This window comes from Falsirhodobacter sp. 20TX0035 (genome assembly GCF_028307215.1).
GTDB lineage: Bacteria > Pseudomonadota > Alphaproteobacteria > Rhodobacterales > Rhodobacteraceae > Falsirhodobacter.
In genome coordinates this window covers 1-18754 of the sequence record NZ_JAQMHV010000019.1, presented here as the reverse complement: position 1 = coordinate 18754, position 18754 = coordinate 1, and the positions used below count along the sequence as shown (strand labels likewise).

General features: G+C 63.1%; 32 protein-coding genes. 4 read left to right on the top strand and 28 right to left on the bottom strand.

The window, feature by feature from the left end; genetic code table 11:
* Window positions 1-155 precede the first annotated feature (155 nt).
* Window positions 156-1694 (top strand): PAS domain-containing protein, encoded by a 1539-nt coding sequence (locus PIJ50_RS15215; RefSeq protein WP_271976391.1) that lies wholly within the window; start codon window positions 156-158, stop codon window positions 1692-1694.
* On the opposite strand, the gene PIJ50_RS15210 is transcribed toward PIJ50_RS15215, so the two are convergent.
* The 14 genes from PIJ50_RS15210 to PIJ50_RS15145 all read right to left on the bottom strand — a co-directional run bounded on the left by PIJ50_RS15210 (window position 1609) and on the right by PIJ50_RS15145 (window position 12008).
* Window positions 1609-2022: a response regulator gene (locus PIJ50_RS15210; RefSeq protein WP_271976390.1), complete on the bottom strand. Its 414-nt coding sequence runs from the start codon at window positions 2020-2022 to the stop codon at window positions 1609-1611. The two genes, PIJ50_RS15215 and PIJ50_RS15210, sit on opposite strands and share 86 nt — an antisense overlap.
* Window positions 2023-2217: 195 nt before the next feature.
* Window positions 2218-2961: a sulfite exporter TauE/SafE family protein gene (locus PIJ50_RS15205; RefSeq protein WP_271976388.1), complete on the bottom strand. Its 744-nt coding sequence runs from the start codon at window positions 2959-2961 to the stop codon at window positions 2218-2220.
* A gap of 107 nt (window positions 2962-3068) precedes the next feature.
* Entirely contained in the window at window positions 3069-3566 is a 498-nt protein-coding gene (locus tag PIJ50_RS15200; RefSeq protein ID WP_271976386.1) for a GNAT family N-acetyltransferase, read from the bottom strand.
* 134 nt (window positions 3567-3700) lie between these two features.
* Window positions 3701-4051, bottom strand: coding sequence for a DUF3168 domain-containing protein (locus tag PIJ50_RS15195; RefSeq protein ID WP_271976385.1), 351 nt, complete (start codon window positions 4049-4051; stop codon window positions 3701-3703).
* Window positions 4052-4080: 29 nt separating this feature from the next.
* Window positions 4081-4431: a phage head closure protein gene (locus tag PIJ50_RS15190; RefSeq protein ID WP_271976384.1), complete on the bottom strand. Its 351-nt coding sequence runs from the start codon at window positions 4429-4431 to the stop codon at window positions 4081-4083.
* Window positions 4424-4747: a head-tail connector protein gene (locus PIJ50_RS15185; protein WP_271976383.1), complete on the bottom strand. Its 324-nt coding sequence runs from the start codon at window positions 4745-4747 to the stop codon at window positions 4424-4426. Before PIJ50_RS15185 ends, PIJ50_RS15190 begins: the two co-directional genes overlap by 8 nt.
* A gap of 1 nt (window position 4748) precedes the next feature.
* On the bottom strand, window positions 4749-5765 hold the full coding sequence (locus tag PIJ50_RS15180) for a collagen-like domain-containing protein (protein ID WP_271976382.1): 1017 nt from the start codon (window positions 5763-5765) through the stop codon (window positions 4749-4751).
* Window positions 5752-7095 (bottom strand): phage portal protein, encoded by a 1344-nt coding sequence (locus tag PIJ50_RS15175; RefSeq protein ID WP_271976381.1) that lies wholly within the window; start codon window positions 7093-7095, stop codon window positions 5752-5754. The genes PIJ50_RS15180 and PIJ50_RS15175 overlap by 14 nt, the downstream gene beginning before the upstream one ends.
* Before the next feature lie 3 nt (window positions 7096-7098).
* Window positions 7099-7347 carry a hypothetical protein gene (locus tag PIJ50_RS15170; RefSeq protein ID WP_271976380.1) on the bottom strand — a complete coding sequence of 83 codons (249 nt, stop codon included), beginning with the start codon at window positions 7345-7347 and terminating at the stop codon, window positions 7099-7101.
* 52 nt (window positions 7348-7399) lie between these two features.
* Complete coding sequence (locus PIJ50_RS15165; protein ID WP_271976379.1) at window positions 7400-8803, bottom strand: phage major capsid protein; 1404 nt, start codon at window positions 8801-8803, stop codon at window positions 7400-7402.
* A 76-nt stretch (window positions 8804-8879) separates the two neighbouring features.
* A complete protein-coding gene (locus tag PIJ50_RS15160; RefSeq protein WP_271976378.1) occupies window positions 8880-9479 on the bottom strand; it encodes an HK97 family phage prohead protease in 600 nt (199 codons plus the stop codon).
* A 9-nt stretch (window positions 9480-9488) separates the two neighbouring features.
* Window positions 9489-11162: a terminase large subunit gene (locus PIJ50_RS15155; RefSeq protein WP_271976377.1), complete on the bottom strand. Its 1674-nt coding sequence runs from the start codon at window positions 11160-11162 to the stop codon at window positions 9489-9491.
* Complete coding sequence (locus PIJ50_RS15150) at window positions 11162-11413, bottom strand: hypothetical protein (RefSeq protein WP_271976376.1); 252 nt, start codon at window positions 11411-11413, stop codon at window positions 11162-11164. Before PIJ50_RS15150 ends, PIJ50_RS15155 begins: the two co-directional genes overlap by 1 nt.
* 241 nt (window positions 11414-11654) lie before the next feature.
* Window positions 11655-12008 carry an HNH endonuclease signature motif containing protein gene (locus PIJ50_RS15145; protein WP_271976375.1) on the bottom strand — a complete coding sequence of 118 codons (354 nt, stop codon included), beginning with the start codon at window positions 12006-12008 and terminating at the stop codon, window positions 11655-11657.
* Between the two features lie 323 nt (window positions 12009-12331).
* Here PIJ50_RS15145 and PIJ50_RS15140 point away from each other — a divergent pair, with 323 nt between their 5' ends.
* Window positions 12332-12544, top strand: a complete 213-nt coding sequence (locus PIJ50_RS15140; RefSeq protein WP_271976374.1) for a hypothetical protein — start codon at window positions 12332-12334, stop codon at window positions 12542-12544.
* Between the two features lie 708 nt (window positions 12545-13252).
* On the top strand, window positions 13253-13378 hold the full coding sequence (locus tag PIJ50_RS15135) for a hypothetical protein (RefSeq protein ID WP_271976373.1): 126 nt from the start codon (window positions 13253-13255) through the stop codon (window positions 13376-13378).
* 18 nt (window positions 13379-13396) lie between these two features.
* Here the strand turns inward: PIJ50_RS15135 and PIJ50_RS15130 are convergent, their stop codons facing one another.
* Together PIJ50_RS15130 and PIJ50_RS15125 are read right to left on the bottom strand one after the other, a co-directional pair.
* Complete coding sequence (locus tag PIJ50_RS15130) at window positions 13397-13522, bottom strand: hypothetical protein (RefSeq protein ID WP_271976372.1); 126 nt, start codon at window positions 13520-13522, stop codon at window positions 13397-13399.
* A 100-nt stretch (window positions 13523-13622) separates the two neighbouring features.
* On the bottom strand, window positions 13623-14252 hold the full coding sequence (locus tag PIJ50_RS15125) for a hypothetical protein (protein ID WP_271976371.1): 630 nt from the start codon (window positions 14250-14252) through the stop codon (window positions 13623-13625).
* A gap of 200 nt (window positions 14253-14452) precedes the next feature.
* On the opposite strand from PIJ50_RS15125, the gene PIJ50_RS15120 reads away from it, so the two are divergent.
* Window positions 14453-14734: a DUF982 domain-containing protein gene (locus PIJ50_RS15120; protein ID WP_271976369.1), complete on the top strand. Its 282-nt coding sequence runs from the start codon at window positions 14453-14455 to the stop codon at window positions 14732-14734.
* A gap of 41 nt (window positions 14735-14775) precedes the next feature.
* On the opposite strand, the gene PIJ50_RS15115 is transcribed toward PIJ50_RS15120, so the two are convergent.
* The 12 genes from PIJ50_RS15115 to PIJ50_RS15060 all read right to left on the bottom strand — a co-directional run.
* Window positions 14776-15219: a hypothetical protein gene (locus PIJ50_RS15115; RefSeq protein WP_271976368.1), complete on the bottom strand. Its 444-nt coding sequence runs from the start codon at window positions 15217-15219 to the stop codon at window positions 14776-14778.
* Window positions 15219-15416 (bottom strand): hypothetical protein, encoded by a 198-nt coding sequence (locus PIJ50_RS15110; protein ID WP_271976367.1) that lies wholly within the window; start codon window positions 15414-15416, stop codon window positions 15219-15221. Before PIJ50_RS15110 ends, PIJ50_RS15115 begins: the two co-directional genes overlap by 1 nt.
* Window positions 15416-15916 carry a winged helix-turn-helix domain-containing protein gene (locus tag PIJ50_RS15105; RefSeq protein ID WP_271976366.1) on the bottom strand — a complete coding sequence of 167 codons (501 nt, stop codon included), beginning with the start codon at window positions 15914-15916 and terminating at the stop codon, window positions 15416-15418. The genes PIJ50_RS15110 and PIJ50_RS15105 overlap by 1 nt, the downstream gene beginning before the upstream one ends.
* A gap of 102 nt (window positions 15917-16018) precedes the next feature.
* Complete coding sequence (locus PIJ50_RS15100) at window positions 16019-16615, bottom strand: hypothetical protein (RefSeq protein WP_271976365.1); 597 nt, start codon at window positions 16613-16615, stop codon at window positions 16019-16021.
* A complete protein-coding gene (locus PIJ50_RS15095) occupies window positions 16608-16820 on the bottom strand; it encodes a hypothetical protein (protein WP_271976364.1) in 213 nt (70 codons plus the stop codon). The genes PIJ50_RS15100 and PIJ50_RS15095 overlap by 8 nt, the downstream gene beginning before the upstream one ends.
* 100 nt (window positions 16821-16920) lie before the next feature.
* Window positions 16921-17124 carry a hypothetical protein gene (locus tag PIJ50_RS15090; protein ID WP_271976363.1) on the bottom strand — a complete coding sequence of 68 codons (204 nt, stop codon included), beginning with the start codon at window positions 17122-17124 and terminating at the stop codon, window positions 16921-16923.
* Window positions 17121-17336: a hypothetical protein gene (locus PIJ50_RS15085; protein WP_271976362.1), complete on the bottom strand. Its 216-nt coding sequence runs from the start codon at window positions 17334-17336 to the stop codon at window positions 17121-17123. The genes PIJ50_RS15090 and PIJ50_RS15085 overlap by 4 nt, the downstream gene beginning before the upstream one ends.
* Window positions 17333-17608 carry a helix-turn-helix domain-containing protein gene (locus PIJ50_RS15080; RefSeq protein WP_271976361.1) on the bottom strand — a complete coding sequence of 92 codons (276 nt, stop codon included), beginning with the start codon at window positions 17606-17608 and terminating at the stop codon, window positions 17333-17335. Before PIJ50_RS15080 ends, PIJ50_RS15085 begins: the two co-directional genes overlap by 4 nt.
* Window positions 17605-17847, bottom strand: coding sequence for a DUF3310 domain-containing protein (locus PIJ50_RS15075; RefSeq protein ID WP_271976360.1), 243 nt, complete (start codon window positions 17845-17847; stop codon window positions 17605-17607). The genes PIJ50_RS15080 and PIJ50_RS15075 overlap by 4 nt, the downstream gene beginning before the upstream one ends.
* A complete protein-coding gene (locus PIJ50_RS15070; RefSeq protein WP_271976358.1) occupies window positions 17844-18413 on the bottom strand; it encodes a hypothetical protein in 570 nt (189 codons plus the stop codon). The genes PIJ50_RS15075 and PIJ50_RS15070 overlap by 4 nt, the downstream gene beginning before the upstream one ends.
* The gene (locus PIJ50_RS15065; RefSeq protein WP_271976356.1) at window positions 18410-18646 is read right to left on the bottom strand and encodes a hypothetical protein; all 237 of its coding nucleotides are present in this window, start codon (window positions 18644-18646) and stop codon (window positions 18410-18412) included. The genes PIJ50_RS15070 and PIJ50_RS15065 overlap by 4 nt, the downstream gene beginning before the upstream one ends.
* Window positions 18633-18754 (bottom strand): IS3 family transposase (locus tag PIJ50_RS15060; protein WP_271976430.1); only part of this gene is annotated, 122 nt, incomplete at its 5' end. The genes PIJ50_RS15065 and PIJ50_RS15060, both read right to left, overlap by 14 nt.

Here is an 18754-nt window from a genome sequence, read left to right as displayed (position 1 = left end):
GCGAAGATTGGTTCTCGTTAAGAGGCCAAAGTGCGGGTTGGTAAGTTCTTGTTTGTCTAGTAGCTCGGATCACGGTGATGCCATCGGCTGTCTTTTGAAGGTGACATGGATGCCGTTTCGGTCCATGAGATATGAAGGAAAGAAAGGTTACATTCGTGGATCTGCCAAGCAATACCACCGGGGCGGAACCCATGCTGCCGAACCTTGATGACCCTTTCGCCGCTGCCGTCGTGGCCACGCGGATGCCGATAATCGTCACCGACCCGCGGCTGCCGGACAATCCCATCGTGTTCGTGAACGACGCCGTCACGAAATTGACGGGCTACAGTCGGGAAGATCTTCTGGGGCGCAACTGCCGCTTCCTTCAAGGTCCAGGCACCAACGTCAATGACATCACCCGACTCCGTGATGCCATCGCCCGTCGCGAAAGCATCGAGATCGACCTGCTGAACTACCGCAAAGACGGATCGTCCTTCTGGAACCGGCTTCTGGTGTCGCCCGTATTCAGCAAGACCGGCGAGTTGACCCATTTCTTCGCTTCGCAGTTCGAAGTGTCGCCTGAGCGCAACCGCGTGGCGGAGCTGACTCGCACGCAGGGGGAGTTGGAGGTTGAGATCGAGCGCCGGATGCATGATGTTGCCGCGAGCGAAGCTCGGCTGCACTTCATCCTGAGCGGCGCAAAGATGGGCACGTGGACATTGGAGATCGCCACGAAGCGTCTCGTCAGTTCCGTTCGATGTCGTGCCATCTTCGGTCGAAATCCCGAAGACAGGTTCGAGCCTGAGGATGTGCTGTCGTCCATCCACCCCGAGGATCGGGATTGTTGGGAGGCGACCCTTGGCAAGGCCATTGAGGATCGGTCCAGTTTCGAAATCGAGTATCGCATCCATACACCCACCGGCGAGCGGCGCTGGATCGATTGCCGGGGCGAGGTATCATCCGACAAGGGGGATGTGGCCCTGACCATGGTGGGCGTGTGCCAGGACATCACCGAGCGCAAGGAAGCCGAAGAACATCGCAAGCTTCTGGCGCGGGAACTGGCGCATCGCGTCAAGAACACCCTTGCGACCGTGAAGGCCGTGGTGGTGCATTCCCTGAAAAATTCTGTGGACATGAAGGACGCGCTGGAACGGGTGTCCGGGCGCATTCAGGCCATGTCCGCCGCGCAGGACACCTTGACCAACGACAGTTTGACCAGTGCCGATCTTCGCGGCGTCATCGAGCAGGTTCTCGAACCCTTCAAGACCTACGACATCCGCTACGACGGTCCTCGGCTCGTTCTGGACGAGCGTGGCGTGTCTGCCCTGACGCTCGCCCTCTTTGAGCTGGCGACGAACTCGCTCAAATACGGTGCCCTTAGTGTCGAGGGCGGATCGGTTTCGATTTCGTGGGAGATCGTCGGCGAGGACCGTGATCGTTTCATCTTCCACTGGTCGGAGATGGGCGGCCCGAAAGTCAAGCCCCGCACGCGGCAGGGGTTCGGGTCCACCATCATCGAGAGGGTGGCGGCCGCGGACATGAACGGCACGGCACGCCTGTTGTTCGAGCCGGCTGGTGTGGAGTTCAAGCTGGAAGCGCCGATCCCGATGATGAATGGCGACGAAGCGTCTACCGCACCCGGTGCTTCAGAGTTTCGGGCTTCTCGCCATCGGGCAGAAGCTCCTGCAGCCGGTCGTAGACGACATCCGCGCTGAACGGCTTGCCAATGAACACCCCGCCCTTCGGCATGTCGCCGAGGCCAGGTTTCGCGCGTCCTGATGCGACCAGTATCTTAATGTGCGGCCAACCCTTTGCACACTCCCGTGCCAGCTCCAAGCCGTCGCGCTTGCTTGGTGGCATCTGCACATCGGTGAACAGGAGTCGGATGCTGTCGCCCGCATGATCAAGGATCGACAGGGCTTCTTCGACATTGGCTGCTTCGTGAACACGGAACCCTGCGTCTTCGAGAATATGAACCACATCCATGCGGATCAGAGCGTCATCGTCAGCGATCAGTGCGAAGGGGATAAGGTCGTTCGACATGAGAGCTCCACTACATAACGGGAGCCAACTTTTCGCGGTGCCCCTTTGATCCATGGTCGAGAGAGCATTTTCAAAGATCGTGTCCGAACGCATTGTCTGACGTTTGAGCCGTGCGGTAATCCCACATGGTTTCCGACGGCAGCCGTCTAGGTCAGCTTAGGGCTCTTTGCGTTGATCATGGGACGGATCCGACCTTCACCAGACAAGCTTGACGCCCGACATGAATAAAAGGATCGATAATATCCCACGCAACCAGAGGTCAGAAAGATAGCGGCTTCCAATATAGGCACCAATGGTGCCGCCTACCGCAACAGCAACCAGCCACGCTGGAAGCGCTGATGGGATATGACCCCAAGCGGCATAGGCGCCAAGCAGCGCTGCGCAGGAATTCATAAGGTTGTAAACCGCCGTGGTGGCAGCAGCTTGGCGGGCTGTAGCCCACCGCATAGTCAGGATAACTGGCGCAAGGAAGACGCCGCCCCCGGTTCCCGTCGTTCCCGAAACGAACCCGATCACTGCCCCGACAGCCAAGGCTGCTGTGAAGGGAGGTGTGACAGGCGCCTCCGCCTCCATTCTCGTGTCAAAGAGCGCTGTGCGAGCCATTTGAAATCCAGAAAGGATTAAAACCGCCCCGACTAGCGGAAAATATATGCTCTCAGGCAGGTGAAGCGCGCCTCCCAGCATCGAAAAAGGAAATCCCAGTAAGGCAAATGGCCAGACATTCCGCCACGATAACCGCCCCGCCCTCAGAAACAGAGCGGTGCCTATGGCGGCAACCAAAAGGTTCAGAGAGAGCGCAGTCGTTTTCATGGCAAGGGGGCTAAAGCCTGCCAATCCCAAAATGGCGATGTAACCCGATGCCCCGGCCTGCCCGACCGCTGCGTAAACCATGGCGGTGATCAGAAATGCTATCGAGAGTAGAATCGTTGGGCTGTCCAAGTCGAAACCGGCATGTTGTTTACGCCTAAGCTATGACGCATTGCGTGGTCGTGACCAAGGGCAGCTATGGGCTCTGAACGCCGAGGAGGAACTTAACCGACCTTCAGTCATATAAGACGACGGGCCATGATCACTTCATCGACCTCTTCACCCTCGTGGATCATCCCGGCTGGAATGAGGCCGATGGCACGGAAGCCGTTCCGCTCGTAGAAGCGGATTGCCCGGCTGTTCTGGCTGCTCACATTCAACTCGATCTGCAAAATCCCGCATTCCGTAGCGAACTTGGCTACAGCGTCCATAAGCCCCTCTGCCAGCCCTTGTCCCCGTGAGCTGCTACGCAAATAGACCATGATGAGCGTGGACCGGTGCTTCATCTTGCTTGCCTGCTGGCGAAGCAAGCCCATGACACCCACAGGCTCCCCAGACTGAAAAGCTACGAACACAGGCAACTGCAACCTGCTGGCCCATTCGTCATCAGACAGGGATACCCAGTCTTCCACGCCGCTGGCATATGCCGCTGGTTCCATCTGAAGCGCTTCCAGCCGTATCGCCTTGAACGCGGAAACATCATCCTTCGTGAGCTGGCGGATTTCTATGTCAGGCACGGGGAAGCTCCTTTTTCGCCGGAGGATCCACGACTAGTCCTTCTTGTGCAATGGCACAGGAAGGGCAGCTTCGGGCTCATAGTCACCTCTGCCCCTGCTCAGCCATGGTCACTCAGCATGCTGATTTAGATCTGCTAGCCCTCCAGCAGCGCCTCCACTTGCACCACGCCATGCACCCTATCGCCAGGCTCGTCCAAGACGCGCACCAAGCTGATGACCAGCGGTCTCATAGTGATCCGGACAGGATCGCTCCAGCCGGCCAATGCCGCAGTCACATCGTCAACCAGATCCTCGACCACGCCCTTGTTCGCTTGGCTGTGCCAAATGTCGATCTGCAGTGTCATCTGGCGTGCCGTGACACATTCCACGCTGGCATCGGTCCAGTAGCTGGGTCCGAGGGTGCACGACGGAAAGCTTGTTCCTTCCGTCGCACGGTCATAGACCCGTCCCTCCAGTGCCGGCACCTGCGCGATGATCCGGTCCATCACGATCCGTCGTAGGGTGCGCCCTGCCCTCATCGGTCTCGCGCCTCCACCAGAAACTCAAGGAATGCGCGGTCTTGCGTTTCGCGGGGGTCTTCCTTCACGTCATACTCGCGCCCGTCGATCGTCACGCGCCACTCGCTCGTGACGGATCGTGTCAGGGGCGAAGCCCGCACGGTCACGATCGCTGGGTTGCGACTCTCCATGCGCGCCTGCATAACGCTCTCCCCGCCGCGCAGGGGAAGGAGGTTCGCCCAGACAGTGCCACGGTCGGCATAGCCCTGGATGATCTGGCCGTCCTTGTCCCGCCGCTGCACGGGCTCCAGCAGCGTGGCGCGTCTCGTCAGATCGCCAGCCGAGAAGGACTTGGGACGGTTATGCAAGGGTCGGGGTCCTCAGCGGGTAGAGCAGCGATATCACGGGCGTCGGCAAATATCCCGGCTCGAACGCACGCTCCACGTCGTTGTCAGGGTTCCGGCGGAGCATCCCGACAAGCAGCAGCGTCGCCACCTTCACCTGCGACGGGACCTCACCCTTCAGCTTGCCATCAGCCCCGACGAACGGATCGGCGGCCGTCTTCAGGTAGGTAAGCACGGACGCGCTGGCGGCGCTGATGAGCAAGGCGAGGGCCGCATTGTCATCCTCACCGTCGATGCGCAGCATCTTCTTGGCTTCGTCCAGATCGACAAGGTCAGGCATGTCAGCCTCCGCTCTTGGAGAGTTTGGCCGGCACCATAGCGCCGTCTTTACCGTCGCGGCCCTTTTTGACTGCCAAGCGCCAGTCCTCGCTCTCGCCCGGCTTGGCGTTCGTGTCCTTCTGGCAGATCCAGAAGCTGCCGCCGAAGGTAACGCCGTCGCCCGGCAGGTAGCCTGAGCCGTCCTTGAAGACGCCGCGATCGACGAAGCCGGGGATCGGGATTTCCTTCACCTTGCCAGCGGTGATGCAGCGAAGGACCGGGCGCGGGCCATTGATGTCGACGGTGAAGTCCTGCAGCGAGGCCCCGTCCGCGCCATCGCGGCCATCCTTGCCGTCATGGCCATGTCGACCGTCGGCTCCGTCTTTGCCGATGATCCGGCCGAGGTTCTTCATGCGACCGTCCGTCATGGAAGCGATGAGCGCGCCGTCGCGATCAATGATCAAGTCAGCGATGCCGGCGCCATCACGCCCGTTCGCGCCATCCTTGCCATCGGCCCCGTCGCGGCCGTCCTTGGGCATAGGAACGCCCTTTATGGCCTTCCCGACATGCTCCTCGATCAGAGGGGCCATGTCCTCGATGGTAATGCTCAGACCATCTTTACCGTCGCGACCGTCTTTGCCGTCAGCCCCGTCCTTGCCGTTCTGGGGCACAGGCAACTCGGCCATCGTACGGGCAACTTCTGCCGCGATAAGAGGGGCAACGTCCTCGGCCGTGACACTGGCACCGTCCCTGCCGTCCTTGCCCTTGGCGCCATCTTGCCCCTTCTCCGCCGGCGGAAGCGCCGCAACCACGCGGGCAACCTCTGTGGCGATCAACGGCGCGATATCTTCGATAGTCACGCTCTGACCATCACGACCATCTGTGCCGGGCGCTCCGTCCTTCCCATCTTGCGGCTGCGGGATATCCTTCAGGCGCTTCTCCATCTCGGACAGCCGCGCCAGCAAAGGCGCCGTCGCGCGATCAATCGCCTTCATCGTGTGGACGACCATCGCGTCGGTCAGCTTCTCAATGTCGAGCATCGGCGGCCCTCATCATCTTCGCTTCCAGCATCCAGAGGGCCTCGTCGGTGTCGTCGGGTTCCGGCTCAGGCGCGGGAGGCGCCACCGGTGCCGGGGCTTCAGATTGCGCGATCAGCAGCTTGTCGCGGGCCGCAATGGCTTCGATGCTGTGATCCTGCTCCTGCATGTAGACGGTGGCGCCGCCGGTGATCGGCTTGCGGTCCAGCCGCGCGCGGCGCTCGTCCAGCGTCAGGACATTCTTGGATCTCTCCAGCACGTCCATCTGGGTCACGCTGTCCATCCGCAGCAGGCCGTCCAGGTCGAACTCCGTGCCGATGCCGTCGGACATCGCCAGCCCTTCGTCCAAGCACAGTTCGGCCTCCTCGATCAGCGACTGGAGGCACTGAGTGTAGTATTCGACGTTCAGCGCCTGGACGTTGTTGTACGACGGCAGCGCCCCAACCCCAATCTTGTAGGGCGGGACGTGGAAGGTGCTGCACACCACCTCGGCCGTCCACTTCAGCTGGTCCACCATCTCGGCGTCCTTGGCCGTCACGGCAAGGCGCTCGAACTTCAGGTTGTCGCCCAGCACCGCGATCTTGCCCGCGCTGCGGCCGGAGTAGTTCGTCTCCCAGTGGGACTTCAGACGCTGCGCTGTCTCGTCGGTGATCGCACCGGGCGCCGAAAGGATGCCGCCGGGGGTCGAGGCGTTGCCGAAGAAGGCTGCGCTGTTGTTCTGGATGTTCAGGCCCTGCGTTGCGGCCAGTCCGCTCGCATAGATCGGCGACAGGCCAACCAGCGGGTGGAACAGGGTGTTGAACCGATCGTGGATGATCTCGCGCGCCGGCACGACAACCTGCTGAGTGCCTGCGGCAAGGTTGTCCGGCTGGATCTCGTAGAAGACCTGCCCGTCGTCGGAGATCAGCGGCCGGACCCGGTGGGGGTCAAGCACGTGCATCTGGATCACGACGCCGCGGTTGTCGCGAACCTTCAGGATGTAGGCGTTGCCGTGGGACAGCTTCGACAGGATCCAGCTTTCCCAGAACTGGATGCGGGTCTGGTAGCTGTTGGGCTTCCGCAGCACCGGCGAATACGCCGCGTTGGACGTCTCCGACCAGATACCCGAAGTGTCCCGGACCACCAGCTTGACCCGCAGCTTGGCGATGTCGCGGGCGATCAGCGTCATGCAGGCGAAGACCGCGTGGAAGGCCAGCACCGCGGTCTGGTCGATCTCGACGTTGCGCTGCCAGTTGCCTGGCGCGGCCTCGTGGATCATGGAACGCCAGCCCCCGCCGGTCGCGGGCTGTCGCAGCGCCTTCTCGCGCGCCTTGCGCCGGAACAGCCGGAGCATGCGTTATTCCTCGCCGGTGTTCGTCGCCTCGGCGATCTTCGCGCGCAGCGTGTCTGCGTCCCAACCGTGATAGGCCTTCTTGCCAACCACGTCCTGATACTCGGCGCGCAGCTCCGACAACGCGTCCTCCTCCTCGTGAGCCTGCACTGCCGCGGCCAGATCCGACCGCTGGTAGCCAAGCTTACCGAGAACGCGGGCGTAGCGCGGATCGGCCGCACGCAGCGCGCGGTCCATATACGTCGATTTCTTCATGTCCCGCCTCCGTCAGAGGGAGGGGGCGACCGAAGCCGCCCCGCCCGGACTATCAGACGGCCGGGGCCGCGGCCGCACCCCAGGTGGCGCCGGTCAGGATCGCCACGGCGGACGGACGACGCCGCGACCAGTTGATGAACCGCTCGACCCGGAACGCAACCGAGTTCGTCTGGAACATCGAGACCAGCGACGTCGCACCGGTGGGCGTGGTGGAGTTGTGCACCGGGTTGTCGGCCATCTCCAGCGAAGCCTCGCGGGACATGTCGACCTGGATGCCGCCCTCGTCCGCCAAATAGATGTCGCTGGCGTTGGCGAGGATCACCGTGCCGGCCGGGATGTAGTCGGACACGATGGCCGGCATGCCCGCGAAGGTGCCGCCCGTCATGGTGATGCCCGGGAATTCGGCCTGCCCCAGCGGGTTGACCATCATCGACGTGGCCAGAGCCGTGGTGGAGCCCATAAGCCAGACGCCCGTGGTCGGGGCATTGTTGGCCGCGATGAAGGTCGCCATCAGCGCACGGATGTCCGCGCGGATCGCATCAGCGTCGCCACCGGTGGAGGCCACAGGGGTCACGCCGTTGGTGATAGCCGCCGGGGAGACGCCGGCCACGGCCGCTTTGGCGGGGTTCACGAAGTCGGTGTCGAGGCGTGCGATGATGGCGGCGGCAAGGCTGTCGCGCAGCAGGCCTTCCGCCGCGGGGCTGGAGCGGCGGAGCAGCTCCTCGGTCGCGACGGCGATGCTGGCCACCTTGTAGATGTCGAGGATGTTGCGCTCGAAGCCGAAGTTGGTCAGGGGCTTCGCACGACCTTCCCCGACCCAGTAGCCTTCGCCCCCGTCGGTCTGGCCCACCAGCGGGACATTGAACGGGACCTGACGCAGTGCCGGGATGCCGTTCTGGCCGAAGCGCCCGAGGATCGTGCGGGGACGCAGGAACTCGACGAAGTCCGCGATGACATCGGTGCCCTCGCCATACAGAGGCGCGGCCCAGTTGCCGTCCTGGGTGGAGCCTGCGGACACAGCGGCCTTGCTGACGATGCCGTAGACGGCGGAGTTCTCGCCGTAGAGCTCCTTGGCCACGGTGCGGACGCTCTCGCCATCCAGCTTGGCCAGCGCCTTGACCTTGGCCAGACGGGCAAAGCCGACGCCCTTCTCCAGCTTCTCGGTCATCTTGACCTGCGCCGGCACGCGGGGATCGCGCGACTGGCCTGCTGCCGTGGGGTTCTGGCCGTCGACCGCCTTGGCGGTGTCCATGGCCGCCTTCTCCATCGCGCGCAGGCGGGACAGGTGCTTGTCGACGGCTTCGTTCTCGGCCTGCAGCTCGTCGAACTGCTCCTGACCTTCCGCGTCCAGCGTCTCGCCCTTCTCGGCGGACGCGTCCATCAGCGACTTCATCGACGCGACGTTGGCCGCGCGCTTCGCCTCGAATGCGGCGATCTGTTCGGCATAGGTTGCCATTGTGGTTCTCCATGAGGGGTTGGGACGCGGTCGCGACCCGCTGGCCTTGTCCAAGGGCAGGATGAGGACGGGGCCGTCAGCGGTTGATGCGGCGGATGACGAAGGGTTGCGCCTTCGGCTCCTTGTGCAGCTTCACCACACGGACGGCTTGCCCCTCGGCGGAGGGCGCGGGGTTCGACGGCGACGGCAGGCGGCCCGACGGGGCGAGGTCGACATCGAGGGATTTCACAAGCTGGAGCGTCGCCTCGGCATTGGCCGGGATCGTCACCAGCGACAGTTCGTAGATCTCGCTTTCGAGGAAGCGGTAACCGCCCCCTTCCATCAGCGAGTATTCCAGAGGGCGGAAGCCGATCGAGACACCGGCAACAAGGCCATGCGTCACGGACTGCCAGGCTTCATCCACGCGATCCTTCAACACGCCCGGCTCATCGATCCGCGGCAGCGTCGCCTCGAACTCGATGCCGGCCGCCGTCGGCGCACTGAACTTGACCGTGCCCACCGGCTTGTCGTGCCGGTGCTGCCAGAGGAGCGGCATGGGGTTGGAGAACTTGACGCCAAGCGGTTCGACCACGTCGCCCTCGCGATCCGGCGTGGGCGTCGTAGCGATGCCGCGCAGCACGCGATCGCCCTCCCGGACGGCTTTCACCGTCAGGAGGCTGTGGGCTCTGTTCTTCATGGTGTCCTCTCAGACGAAGATCATCTGGTATTCGGGCGCGCGCGCCACTTCCGGGTTGCGGCTCATCACGGTCACGGCGTCGAACAGCGCCATGGCTGGGTCGATCTTGGCGTCGCCTGCGTTCTGCTTCGTGGCCCGGATCGCGGTTGCGGTGGGCTCGATCTTGATGTTGCCCACGCACCAAGCCATGAGCGGTGCCCCAGAGTGCCGCAGCGTGCCGTTAGCCAGCTTCCGCTCCGTCGTCTTAATGGCGTTCATCATGGCGTAGCCCTGAGGCGCGCCGACCAGCAGTCCGGCCTCCTGCGTGACCTCGATCTCCGCCAGCGCCTCGATCAACTCTCCCAATCCGGCCGGGTCAACCGCGACCGACGCCAGAACACCGCGGGCCTTCACGTCGCCGATGATCTCGATGATGGCCGAGATGTCCTGCAGCTCGTCATCCACGATCGTCAGATCCCCGTTCCCGGCGAACCCTTCCAGCTTCGTGGCGATCGTCTTGCGCCGCTCCAGAACGCCCTTGTGACACCAGGCGTGGGACCATGCGAGCCAGTCCCGGCTGCCGCGCTCCCGGCCAACCACGGACAATCCGAACAAGTCGTCCAGACCGCCGCCGTCGATGCCGACCACGACGACCTCGCTGCGCTCCAGAACGGCCTCCAGCGTCAGGCTCTTGTCTCCGCGCGACGCCCAGAAGTCCGCACCCGGCCACCGGTTGGCCCGGAGGTTCATCCCAATCTCGACGTTCAGGTGCTTGGCGAAGAAGGTGGCGCGCGTTGCCGCGTCCTTCCCGAGCTCCTTCTTTAGCTCGCGCTCCAGCCATTCCTTCGACACCGACCGGCCCATGTTCGGGTTGGTGATGTAGAAGTTCGCGGGGTCCAGATAGCCTTCTCCGGCGATGATCGCCTTCGGGAACTCGTAGATCACCGGCAGGAACTTGGGGTCGTTGATCCGGCCGTCCCGCACGTCACGTGCATAATCCAGCTTGTCCTTAAACACGCCCGCCGGTGGCGCGTCCGATTGCGTCGTCAGGTAGATCACGAAGCCCTCGGGCCGCGATACCAGCCCGCCTGTCGCCTCGCGCAGCATCGCGTCGGCTGTGGGCCGCTTGCCGAAGATCCACAGCTCGTCGATCAGGATGCGGCCTGACTTCTTGCCGCCTACCGTGTCCGTGTCAGCGGCCACCACCTTCAGCGCCGACTTGTTGACACGGTGAGTAATCGTCCGCACATGGTCCTGCACATGCAGCAGGTCCGAAAGCTCCGGATCTGCTCGCACCATCGCAGCCGCCGGCTTGTAACTGTTCCCTGCGACCTCGACCGTAGGGGCAAGGATCAGCAGCTCCTCTTCCTCACGCCAGCCGATGATCAGCGCCGTCAGCATGATCCCGGCGGCCAGCGTCGATTTCGTGTTCTTCTTTGAGATGCAGAGGAAGAACTCCGAGATCAGCTGATCGCTCGTCTCGGGATCATTTGCCCCGAAGATCGCGGCCACGAAGTCGAAGACCCACTCCTCGGTGCATTCCCCAAATGTCGGCTTGCCCGGCAGATCCGGCACCCGTAGCGACTTGAACACGCCGAGGGCATAATCGGCTTCCGACTGGAACAGCGGGCGGAGCGGGATCAGCCCCTGCCCCCGGACGATCCGATCCTCCCAATCCGGGCAAGCGGTGGACCAGTCCAGCATCAGCCGTTATTGACCGCCAGCTTGGGCCCGCCCCGCGGCGCGAACTTGCCGGCGGCGACCCTCTCGGCGGCCTCTTGCTTCTGTTCCTTCTTGCCGGACGCCGCGGCCTCAGCCCGGGCATGCATGAACGGCGCCGCCGCGATGGCCAGCCGGTCACGCCGCGCCTCATCGGCTGTCGCGTCGTTCATCACGCCGAGCATGTATTCCAGCGGGGTCTTCTGCTTTGGAGCCGCCGCCCCATCCTCAATCACGGCGTTATCCTTGGTCTCGACCGGCTTCGCCGCCGTTCCCTTTGCAACCGGGACCGTTCCGGCCTCCTTGCGTGGCCGACCAGCCCCAGGGCGATATCCACCACGGGCCATTTAATTACCTCTGATTTCGGATTGATTGCGGGGCCCGGAAATCAAAGACCCGGGTTTAAAGTGCGAATGTTTGGGACGCGGGTCTAGGCGGCCTGCCCCTTCGGGATCTTGACCTACCCCCCCCGGCACGTCAGGCATGGCCGCGCCGTTCCATCCGCTGCTTCGCGCTGTCGTGGCAGCCCTTGCACACGCACCAGAGGTTGCCTGCATCCCAGAACAGCGGCTCGCTGCCCCGGTGTGGCGTCCTGTGGTCAGCGACCAGCTTGGAGGTGTCGCTCTCGATCTTGCCGCACATGCCGCAGGTGAAGGTGTCGCGGACGAGGACGGACCAGCGCAGCTTCTGCCAGCGGCTGGTCTTATACCAGCGGCGCCAGTCCTGCGTCTCATCACGCTCCCGATGACGTGCGGTCTCGTCGGCAGGGAGGCGGCCAAGGCGCGGGGCGAGCATCTGGACCTTGGGGCGCAGCGTGGTCAGCTTGGCCATTGCTTCACCCTGTATCGCAGCCAGCGGCGATTGCGATTTTCACCAATCAGGCACTAGATGCCAATTTATCTCACTGATTGGTGCATTTATCCATTGCCAACATTCACCAATTGGTGCATATTGAGCATACGAAAGGGGCGGAATGACCCGCCCCTAACCTAGCAAGGAGAGAAAGGCATGAAGTTACCACACCTTGCCTTCATCCTTCAGGTCATCGTGGCAATGGCGTTGATCGTCAACATCATCCACCACTGGTGATCTGAAGGTGCCAGCCTCGGTGACGCGGGGCTGGCGCTCTCTCCCTTCAATATAGGAGGCTCTCGATGACCGCTCAAGACTTTCTCGCCTGGATGGACCACTGCGGCCTCAAGACGGCCAAGCAGGTCGAGGAGGCGCTTGGATGGGGGCGCAATGCTGCCGCGCGCCATGTGGCATCCGCAAAGGTTGGGCGGTCCGTCGATATTCCTCGCTATATGTCTCTTGCGATGTCAGCCTATTCGCAAGGTCTGAAACCTTGGGACGAATACAGGAGGTAGTCCGATGTCCGACCGTCTCGCCTACGCATCCATTGCGGTGTCTCTGGTCACGCTCGTATTGCTGGCCGTGAACTTCGCGGTTCAGTGACCCTCGGGGCCTCCGGTTCGCCGGGGGCCCGCCCTTCATGTGAACGCGGCGGTGGCGATCAACTCCACCGGGTCAGCATCGCGGCGGCGGCTCTAACCTCAAGTGCCCTTCCTACGCGATCAAGACGTAAGCAAACACACTTACGTAGATCAGCACGATGAGAGCTAACATCTTTTTATCGATCATGCGCCGACCCTAGCGCAGGTACGTTGCCGCATCAACGTTCTTGTTTGGTTCCGGAAAGCTGAACCTTAGCTACCCGCAAATTATCACTGCGCAACCAATCACAGTTATGGCGAAGAAAGCGCCCAGAACCCATACCCACACCATAAGCCACTCTCGCACGTTCGTTTCTTGTCAGTCAACGATTGATAGCGGGGTTAGTTCGCATCCTATGCAACGACGATTGGTAAGCGTACGATCCGTCCTCGGGAGGATGACGCCGCACATCGCGTGGCCCGAACCCTTAAGGTGCACCTGAGGCTCGAGAACGTCACCCACCAGAAGGCGGCATCGAGAGCGCGGCACTAGGTGACCACGCGAATTGTGTATCTATCCTGCGGCAAAGGCGTAGTGTGGGCGACCCGTCGATCCTCGTCGGACCATACAGGAGCCAGACCATGGCCAAGGGCATGAACAAGCGTAAACGCGATGAAAAGAAGCCCAAGAAGGAAGTGCCAAAGGTAATCGCCGCAGCGCCGAGCTTGAAGGACGCCGTGTCCAAAGCGGTTGCGAAGGGGCGGTAAGGCGGAAGCGCGGCACCGTCAGAGGTAGCCGCGCCACCACACCCGCAGCTTGCCTAACCATGACAGCGAGGCGTGCAGATCGTGAAGGCGGACGGCCATGTCTCCGATCTGATGCGCGGCGGAGATGAGGCTTCGGCTGTCCATGTGACCCTAAGGAAAGGCGCGGCACCCGAAGGCCCGTGCGCGTACTCAAGCACAATCGTGCCCCTTCATTATAACCACGATGCCACAGATTGTAGGGGTGTCAACCCTTTTCCGCCATATCTGCCAAGTGGCGCAAGGCATCGAGTGTCGCGATCCCCTGCCCCGTGGGATTTCCATCCTGCCAAAGTGCCGGCCCCGTCTCACGCCGAGCCGCGTGCAGCGCCGCTTGATCCACCGACGACAGGTGGCCGAGATAGCCCCGCCACCGCATCCAGCCATTCACCGCATCCCGATCGCGCTCGTCCGGCGTGCGGGTGTCGACGCTGTGGCCGTCGTCCGCCTGCATGGGTTCCGGCACCATCGCGATGGCCGAGGATTGCGCCGTCTCGCTCTGCCCCAGATACCGCAGCCGATACGTCCGCTCGGCCGCGCCCCACGACTGCCAGACCTGCCAGAGGCGCGACACCTCGGCATCCCCGCAGCGGGCCTCCAGCACAAAGCCGATGTCGCAGGCCATGTGCTGGCCGCTGACCTTGTGGCGGTTGCTGCGGTTGGGGCTGAGCCCGAAGCGGATGCAGCGGATGTTCAGCGCGGCGTTGCGCGGATCTTCCTCGGCTTTCACAAAGCGTCCCTTCTCCCTGGCCTGTTTCTCACGGCGCGGCACCGGTGCGAGGTCAAAGCCCGCGATCCGCGCCTTCTTCCGGCGCTTGCGCTCTGCGATGCTGCTCATTGCCTTGCCTCCTGACGCATATCGGCGCGCTGGATTTTTCCGCTTCGACACTCGGTCAGGCTGCGTTGCATAATTCTTACGCTTTCCATCAACAGATTACTCGTTAAGCAGAAAATTAGTTTGGTGGTTAATCGATGAAATGCTGGATATGTTCTTTCACCGTCCTGTCTCTTGGTAAGAGAGTCTGGTCGGAGCCACTTATGAGCCACGTTTGGGAAGAGCCGATTGCGTTCGCAAACCCGGAGACAGGCACGTTCCACATCATCCGCGCGACAGGCCATGCGTTGATCTTCCTCACCGAGAGCTGGCTCTGGGGAAGATCCACGGCCTATTACGACGCTGTGGCTCGGTGCACTGCTGCGTTCGAAGCGAGCGAGTGCCAAGACGATGCGCGCGATGCGTTCTTGGCCGCGCTGATCAGTGCCGGCTTGCTTGATCGCCTGCCAGAAGCCGTTGATCCGCGGCGGCGTTCGGCAAGCTGATCGCAACGCGTAGGGCTGACCCGCTCCGTCCGCGCTGGTGGTCATTGCCGCGCCTCGTAGGCCTTCAAAATGGCGATGAGCCACGCTGCCGCATGAACCCTGCATTGGCCTGAATACTGCGGTGTGGCTTTGGCTACATCGCAGACGAAGGCGCTGCCATTCGTAATGTCGAAGGTCCATCCGGGCACCAGTGCGTCATGCAATGCTCGCGCAGCATCAAGAGACCCGTGATAGGCAGCGATGAAGTTCCCCCACTGGCGCAAGGGAATTGCTTTTTCCATCACCTGCACCTCGAAGTAGTCCGCCTCCACCATCTCAATCAGCTTCCTCAGGTCGCTCATTGTTGTTGTCCTCTGCTCAGGCTTGGGCGGTGCGATCTCTAATCCGCTCATGCTGGTGGCGACGCTCTCTGCGTTATCAAATGTGTGGTGCGCCGCAGCGTATTTGAAGCATGGCGCAGGCACATGTAGATGTTGATCCTGCATCAGTGCTTCCTCCTGCGGAATGGCTTGGCGTAGGCGTGGGTGACGTGATGCTGGCCGCAATGCTTGCAGCGATAGACACCGATCTGCTTGCCGGGCCGACGGGCGATCTCGTGCGCCTGCGCCGGAGTCAGGCGGTCCTTCCCAACGCATTGCGCGAGGATGGCCTCTGCGGACTGGGGAACGCTGTGGATGCCCATCACGCCTTCCTCCCGCGGATGCGGCGCCACCGGTCGGCCACCGAACGCTCGCTGCGGTCCATCTCGTCGGCGATGACGTGCAGCTCGGAGCCGTTCTCCATCATGCGGCGCAGATCCTCGTCGTCCTGCTCCGTCCAGGGGTCGCCGGAGTTCTCGCGGCCGGCCACCGGATCCGTGCCGACGTCCAGCTTGCGGGTCAGGCGGTAGCCGGTCCCCCAGACTGTTTCGATCAGGTCCGGGTGCTTTTCGCGGACCTTGCTGGCCATCACGGCGACCGACCGTATGTCCTGCTCCCACCCCGGGCCGTGGATCGCAGTCATGATCTGCTCCTTCGTCAGCGTGCGGGGGAACGCCGCGTTGCGCGCCAAAAGCATCTGCGCGTGCTTCTTGGAGACGCCCAGCTGCTTGCGGACGCGAACGACGTCCTCCGCAGACTGCCCCGTCAGCTGCTGGAGGAGTTCCAGCGCGTAAGGCAGCCGTTCCGCGGCGGGCAGTGCCATGATCTCCTTGTGGATGGCGTTCATGTCACCCCCACTGGATTGCGATAAGGGCGACGAAGACAACCAGCCCGATGCCGAAGGCGTGGATCCAGCGGAGGCGCATCATGCGTCCTCCTGTGGGGCGGGAGGTAGGGGCATCCATGCCACGACGCGTAGGGTATTGCCCCAGTCCGTGTCTCGGGGATGGGTGCGCTCGATCGGCAACGACGTTCGGCCCTGCGAAACATACCACCTGGCATAGTCGCCTTCTTCCGAGCGATCGGTGATGATCTCGTGCCAGCCATTCGACAGAGCGGCCAAGACGGCCAACCCCTTAGGGATCGCGTCCATGTCCGTCCGCCACCCCTGCACGGGCGCAGGCTCAAGGGCGGCCAAGATGCGGGCCTCGTAGTCGGATTGGGCAGCGGCTTTGGCGGCGTCGGCTGATGGATATGCTTGGCTCTTGGCCCCGTGCATCATGAAGGCGCATCCGTCTTGGAAGCCCCAAACAACGTTGATCAAGCCAAAGCCACTCTCTGCGCGCTCGCACTCTTTCCCAAAGCAATACCACACCAGCGCCTTCACCCGCACGGCGGGCGTCTCGGCCTCGGGGGTGGCGCGGGCCACCAACGCCCGCAGCATGTCGGCGGTGCGGCGGTTGCCGAGGGCGTCATCATAGGCCGCGCGTTCCAGCACAGCGGCAGGGGATGTGTCAGCCATGGCTTGCCTCCTCTTTCGCCAGTCTCTGCCGCACGACCTCCGTAAACGGCAGGTTGCGGTCCTTGGCTTCCCGATTGATCCGGTCGAACATGTCCGACGGCAGGCCGACGACGATGCGCCGCATGTCGACCTTCCAGGAGTCGTCGACGTGGCCTACGGCTCCGACATGGCGGCTGCGAGTGGTGAAGCGATGGGGTTCCGTCATGCCAGCCCCCGGATGATTGCGCGGATGATCGCGGCCCAGATGCAGGCGCCGCCGAGGATGCAGGGGATGAGCCACCAGCCGGAGGGAAGGATACGGTCGGTCATTGGATCTCCAGTGCGGTGATGGCGGCGTGAAGGCGGAAGCGCAGCGTGTCGTCGTTCTCGCCGTTGCGGAGCTTGGTCGAAACAAGATCCCCGGCGCGGTTGAACATGAAAGCGCGGTCGTCGCTGTAGGACATGCAGTGCTCGTGGCCATCCGGGACGGCGAGGGCAAAGCGGTCCATCATCTTGACTAGGGTGCTCATACTGCCTCCTTCGGCGGGTGGTTCTCGTCCAGCCACCGGGTGAATGTGTCGTGGTTGCGAATGCGGCCGCTGGCGTCGAACAGGTGCGGCTCGGTGCGGCGGGCGCGGCAGATGATCGGGCGGATCCACTCGTTGAAGTCGGTGGAGCGCAGGGCCGTCTTGCAGACCGGCAGACCGTGGTGGCGGAGGAAGATGGCCTCGCGTTCGGTCATGCCAGATCCCTCGCGATACGGGCGCGGTCCTGCTGGATGCCGTAGACCACAGTGGAGTGATCGCGGCCGGTGAGGTTGCCGATACGGGTGGTGGACCAGCCGAACCGTTCCTTGGCGAGCAGGTAGAGATGCTGGCGGGCATCCACCCAGAGCCGAAGCCGCCGGTTGCCCAGCAGGTCGGCGCGGTCGATCTGGTAGGCCTCGGCCACCTCGTCAGCCAAGGCCATGAAGCGGGCGCGCGGAGCGTTGGCGATGGTGCGAAGGTCCGTCATAGCGGCACCTGCGCTGCCTTGTGCCGGCGCTCAATCTCATGCTGGAGATACCACGCTGCCTTCTGCAAGTCCTCCAGCGCCGCGCCCTTCAAGTCCGCGCGCCAGACGTATTTCACCACGTTCCCGAGAGAGAACCCCATGTGGGAAGTCACGTCGATGCACTCGATGGGGCAGCCGCACTGGGCGCACACCGCGGGGCCGCTGGTGTAGTGGGGCGGATGGTTGATCAGGTCGGTCATGCCGATGCCCTCGCCTTGTAGGCCTTCATGTCCTTCTGACTCTGCACCGCCATGGCGCGGCCCAGCAGTTCGTCGGTGCGCCCCTGCTTCTTGAGCAGTGATATCTTCTCGGGACGAAGGCCCAGTTCCGCCGCAGCCTGCCGATGACTGGGCCAGTGGAAGGGGCCTAGGATCAGCGGGACCGACTTGTAGTGGCTGTTCGCATGGGCGCGGGAAACGCTCAGGCCGATCCGGTCGGCATCGCCGCGGCAGACCATGGAACGGACCGTCTGGACGTGGAGGCCGAAGTGCGCGGCGCACGCGGCGGCGTCGATGAAATCCATGTCCCGGACCCGGACCGGCATACCGACGCGGAAGGCGACGCCCCGGCGGTCGGGCAGGTTCCAGCGCAGCGCCAGCTTGGTGAGCCAAGCGCGGCTGATCCCGAGACGCTCGGCCATGTCGCGCACTGTGACGGTCCGGTCGGGCCACCACTGACGCAGCAGGCGCTCGGCCTCGGCGTGGCTGACCTTCATGGAGCGAGAGATGTTGGGCGACCCTGCCCCGATGTTCCGGCTCTTGGTCATGCGAACACCTCGGTATTGGGCGCCACGCGCTTGTCCGGCATCGCGAAGGCACCCCTTCGGCGAGATTGCGTCTGGCGATGAAGCTGCTCCGCTTCCTCATGCCGGCGGATCAGGTCAGCCTCGACGCGGCGGGCCTTGTCCTCTCCCCAGGTCTCCTTCATCGAGAAGAACAGCGCGGAGCGATACCGGCGCAGGGCACCCTGAATAGCCCCGAGTTTCTTAGACGCCTTCACGTCTCATCATTTGCTGCCGCTCGAACTCGGTGGGCGACAGCATCCCGTTTCTCACGTGCTTTCGCTTCGGGTTGTAGAACATCTCGATGTAATCGAACACGTCCTGCC

Coding starts and splice junctions, on each gene's coding strand:
- PIJ50_RS15210 (WP_271976390.1), bottom strand. CDS start 2,022: ATGTCGAACGACCTTATCCCCTTCGCACTGATCGCTGACGATGACGCT.
- PIJ50_RS15195 (WP_271976385.1), bottom strand. CDS start 4,051: ATGGACCGGATCATCGCGCAGGTGCCGGCACTGGAGGGACGGGTCTAT.
- PIJ50_RS15185 (WP_271976383.1), bottom strand. CDS start 4,747: ATGCCTGACCTTGTCGATCTGGACGAAGCCAAGAAGATGCTGCGCATC.
- PIJ50_RS15180 (WP_271976382.1), bottom strand. CDS start 5,765: ATGCTCGACATTGAGAAGCTGACCGACGCGATGGTCGTCCACACGATG.
- PIJ50_RS15175 (WP_271976381.1), bottom strand. CDS start 7,095: ATGCTCCGGCTGTTCCGGCGCAAGGCGCGCGAGAAGGCGCTGCGACAG.
- PIJ50_RS15170 (WP_271976380.1), bottom strand. CDS start 7,347: ATGAAGAAATCGACGTATATGGACCGCGCGCTGCGTGCGGCCGATCCG.
- PIJ50_RS15165 (WP_271976379.1), bottom strand. CDS start 8,803: ATGGCAACCTATGCCGAACAGATCGCCGCATTCGAGGCGAAGCGCGCG.
- PIJ50_RS15160 (WP_271976378.1), bottom strand. CDS start 9,479: ATGAAGAACAGAGCCCACAGCCTCCTGACGGTGAAAGCCGTCCGGGAG.
- PIJ50_RS15155 (WP_271976377.1), bottom strand. CDS start 11,162: ATGCTGGACTGGTCCACCGCTTGCCCGGATTGGGAGGATCGGATCGTC.
- PIJ50_RS15145 (WP_271976375.1), bottom strand. CDS start 12,008: ATGGCCAAGCTGACCACGCTGCGCCCCAAGGTCCAGATGCTCGCCCCG.
- PIJ50_RS15140 (WP_271976374.1), top strand. CDS start 12,332: ATGACCGCTCAAGACTTTCTCGCCTGGATGGACCACTGCGGCCTCAAG.
- PIJ50_RS15135 (WP_271976373.1), top strand. CDS start 13,253: ATGGCCAAGGGCATGAACAAGCGTAAACGCGATGAAAAGAAGCCCAAG.
- PIJ50_RS15130 (WP_271976372.1), bottom strand. CDS start 13,522: ATGGACAGCCGAAGCCTCATCTCCGCCGCGCATCAGATCGGAGACATG.
- PIJ50_RS15125 (WP_271976371.1), bottom strand. CDS start 14,252: ATGAGCAGCATCGCAGAGCGCAAGCGCCGGAAGAAGGCGCGGATCGCG.
- PIJ50_RS15120 (WP_271976369.1), top strand. CDS start 14,453: ATGAGCCACGTTTGGGAAGAGCCGATTGCGTTCGCAAACCCGGAGACA.
- PIJ50_RS15115 (WP_271976368.1), bottom strand. CDS start 15,219: ATGCAGGATCAACATCTACATGTGCCTGCGCCATGCTTCAAATACGCT.
- PIJ50_RS15110 (WP_271976367.1), bottom strand. CDS start 15,416: ATGGGCATCCACAGCGTTCCCCAGTCCGCAGAGGCCATCCTCGCGCAA.
- PIJ50_RS15105 (WP_271976366.1), bottom strand. CDS start 15,916: ATGGCACTGCCCGCCGCGGAACGGCTGCCTTACGCGCTGGAACTCCTC.
- PIJ50_RS15100 (WP_271976365.1), bottom strand. CDS start 16,615: ATGGCTGACACATCCCCTGCCGCTGTGCTGGAACGCGCGGCCTATGAT.
- PIJ50_RS15095 (WP_271976364.1), bottom strand. CDS start 16,820: ATGACGGAACCCCATCGCTTCACCACTCGCAGCCGCCATGTCGGAGCC.
- PIJ50_RS15090 (WP_271976363.1), bottom strand. CDS start 17,124: ATGAGCACCCTAGTCAAGATGATGGACCGCTTTGCCCTCGCCGTCCCG.
- PIJ50_RS15085 (WP_271976362.1), bottom strand. CDS start 17,336: ATGACCGAACGCGAGGCCATCTTCCTCCGCCACCACGGTCTGCCGGTC.
- PIJ50_RS15080 (WP_271976361.1), bottom strand. CDS start 17,608: ATGACGGACCTTCGCACCATCGCCAACGCTCCGCGCGCCCGCTTCATG.
- PIJ50_RS15075 (WP_271976360.1), bottom strand. CDS start 17,847: ATGACCGACCTGATCAACCATCCGCCCCACTACACCAGCGGCCCCGCG.
- PIJ50_RS15070 (WP_271976358.1), bottom strand. CDS start 18,413: ATGACCAAGAGCCGGAACATCGGGGCAGGGTCGCCCAACATCTCTCGC.